The organism is Lishizhenia sp., assembly GCF_057456495.1.
The window spans coordinates 1-2,910 of sequence record NZ_JBVCPV010000274.1 but is presented as its reverse complement, the minus strand read 5'-3'; the positions used below and the strand labels follow the sequence as shown (position 1 = coordinate 2,910).

4 protein-coding genes are annotated in these 2,910 nt (G+C 33.9%); all 4 read left to right on the top strand.

Annotated elements, in window-relative coordinates; translation table 11 throughout:
* Positions 1 to 434: phage antirepressor N-terminal domain-containing protein (locus AC22ZQ_RS13945; protein WP_318959372.1), on the top strand; the 434-nt coding region annotated here is incomplete at its 5' end.
* 139 nt (positions 435 to 573) lie between these two features.
* The gene (locus AC22ZQ_RS13940) at positions 574 to 1,503 is read left to right on the top strand and encodes a hypothetical protein (protein ID WP_318959371.1); all 930 of its coding nucleotides are present in this window, start codon (positions 574 to 576) and stop codon (positions 1,501 to 1,503) included.
* A 421-nt stretch (positions 1,504 to 1,924) separates the two neighbouring features.
* Positions 1,925 to 2,200, top strand: coding sequence for a hypothetical protein (locus tag AC22ZQ_RS13935; protein ID WP_318959370.1), 276 nt, complete (start codon positions 1,925 to 1,927; stop codon positions 2,198 to 2,200).
* A 114-nt stretch (positions 2,201 to 2,314) separates the two neighbouring features.
* Positions 2,315 to 2,910: hypothetical protein (locus AC22ZQ_RS13930; protein WP_318959369.1), on the top strand; the 596-nt coding region annotated here is incomplete at its 3' end.

The window sequence follows — 2,910 nt, the reverse complement described above, 5'->3', positions numbered from 1 at the left end:
AATTAAAGAAGTTAAAAGAGGACCCAATTTTGGGTTCAGTTGTGGTGCTGAGCACCACAACTGGATCTGATGAAAAGCAATATAAAATGCAAACTTTACCAATTCGATATGTATTTGGTTGGTTGTTTAGAATTGATTCCAGGAATGTTAAACCAGAAATTAAGTCAACTGTAGAAAAATATCAACAAGAGTGTTACGATGCCCTTTTTGACACATTTACTAAGCGAACTTCAATTCTAAAGGAAAAGACAAAATATCAAATAGAAATTGAGTCTTTGGAGAAAGAGTTGGAGGAGGATCCAAGAGTTAAAAGGATAAAAGCGTTAAAGTCGTCAGTAAAAAATGCTTCTCAACGCTTAAACAGTATGGATAAAAATGAAATTGACCAGCAATTAGATTTATTTAATAACCATCAAAAGAATCAAAAATCATGATTATTCACTTCTGAACGAACCGAGATGTCGGTTCGTTCAGAAAAAAAAATACACAACCTGCACGGTCTATTTTAACCTTAATGCGCATTATTACATATACAAAATGCGCATTAACGAACCTGTAATACAACACAAAAATATGATTGAAGAAATAAAAACAAGTATGCTTAATGTAGATTTAGAATTTCCCTTTTCTTCTGGAGATTATTTTAAATTTTTCAACTATTCCTTTCATAGAGATTTCAAGAGGTATCTTGATAAACCTAAGTTTTACAAAAATCTCGTGTTTAATGAATTCGAAAAAGTAGTTAGCCGAAGTGCTGAAACTATTTCTATGAATAGAGAAATATTCCTAGAAATCTGTAAACATAGAAAAATAGATACATCAGAATTTATAGATAGTTATTTCCAGTATCATAAAGAACGGGTAAGAAAATCAACAGAGTTTTTTCCAAATCTTAAAAAAGATGAGAAACATACCCTCAATATGTTTAATAGGCCAGCAGGTAAATATTACTCTCATAGCCTAAACACAATAAACTTGAGTAAAGCTATACTTGTAGACCCTTTTGATCTGTACAAATTTTGTGTAACTACCTTAAAATGGAGTAATGCAGCACGTAATGCAGGTGTTTTAAATTCGCTTCTATATACGCCAGAAGATAATATTCCCTTTTTAGCTTATGATAGCATAGAAAGTGAGTATAGGTTGAGCTACTACAACTTGTTACGTCTTATTCTAGAAGAATATCCCTTAACCGATATCCAAAAAGAACTCTTGGTACATTACCAAAGTTGTATTAAAGAATTAATTAACAGGGTGGTGGCAATTGAGCATAAAAAACGCTTCTATAGGGACAAAGCTCTTGCTTTAAAAGCACAGGAAACACCAGTTTGGGTAGATGACAGAAGGCTAAAGGCCTCATTAAGAGCAGGCGCTAAATTGTTTCACCCAGATAAAAATCCAGAGGGATTAGAACTTTTCAAAACTTTTAATCAGTATTATATGGTTAGAGATTTAAAAAACATGGATAAGATGATAGAAAGATATAAATCAACAATGCAATAGAAAAAAAAATCAAAAAAAATCTCGCAACACAATGAGACATTTTTGCTACATTTACCCAAGAGCTGTTTTATAAGTATATTTTCATTTAGGTTAGCATGATGAAAGCCCCATTTTTACACGTTAAAAAGGGGCTTTTTCCTTTTGTAAAAATCACTTATGGCTTTATCTTTGGAGTGTATCAAAAGTGTTGCAATGTTTTTGAAATGAGACACACCCGCAACACCCTCTATTACAGCGCTTTTTGGAGCGAATTGTTTTTTGATGTATGTTTGTCGTGACAACTGGATTCAGACGAAAATCTGAACAAATTTTATTTACGATAAGTCACTTCCTATGGATAGTGTATCCGAAAGGACACAGCTCGATTCGCTGAATCTGGTTGTCAACCCTAAGGGAAGTGGCGCATACAATCTTTTTGAGCATGACAACCAAAAAAGAGAACAAAGGCACTGAAAATCAGGTTCAGTGCATAGACATTAGCACACTTTTAAAAGATGCTAAGCATTTCAGAACACTCCCACCCATGGAGAAAAAACTAGCAGCCACGGCGGCCACTTTTCCAGAAATTCTAATTCTCGGAGATTATCTATTTCACTTTGTAATTTGGAGTGAGCAGCTACCAGAGCCGTTTAGAGATCAATGTTTAGATCTTGCAAACCTCCACGAGCTTTACGAATCACTTTGGGAGAAATTTTAAACCCAAAAGGCGAGCACTTCGGTGTTCGCCTAACTTACTTTAGGGGAGTTTCCCCCTTAAATCTTTCGTTGTTAAAATACAACTGCATGGTTTTCGTAGGTTTGGAAGAAAAGCATGAGTAAACTAAAAGAATCAAGAGATAAACTGAATAATTTACTGAACCTTTGTATAACCTATAGATCTGAGCTTACCGCTTCAGCTCAATTTTATGATACGGTAGAGGATAGAGATGGGAGAAGTTATAAAATCCAAGAAACTCGTTTTAAAACGAATATTGAAAAGAGTTTATCTTTTGATTTAACCACTAGTTACAAGACCTTAGCCAATAAGTTTTATAAAGTTTACGAGGCTTTTGATTCTACTATTTTCGAGGATTTTAGAAGGAATTATGTGCCTTATGACAGTTTAAACTACTTGTTAATAGATGTCAAATCTACAGTAAGCAAGCTTGATGATATTATTGAATTTGTTGAATTACACGAAGATTTGGATAGTTCTGAAATAGAGAAAACTATCCCTAAATACGTTGGGCAAATCATCAATAAATTAAAGAAACTTCTAACCAAAGCAGTAAGTGGATGCGAATGGAGGTTAGAACGTATTCAAATGGAGTATGACGCATTACCAGAAAAGAACATTGGGAAATATTTATTGCTGAGCGTTGTCTGGGCTTCAGCAAAAATGCGAGGAGGAAAAACCAATTGGTTATT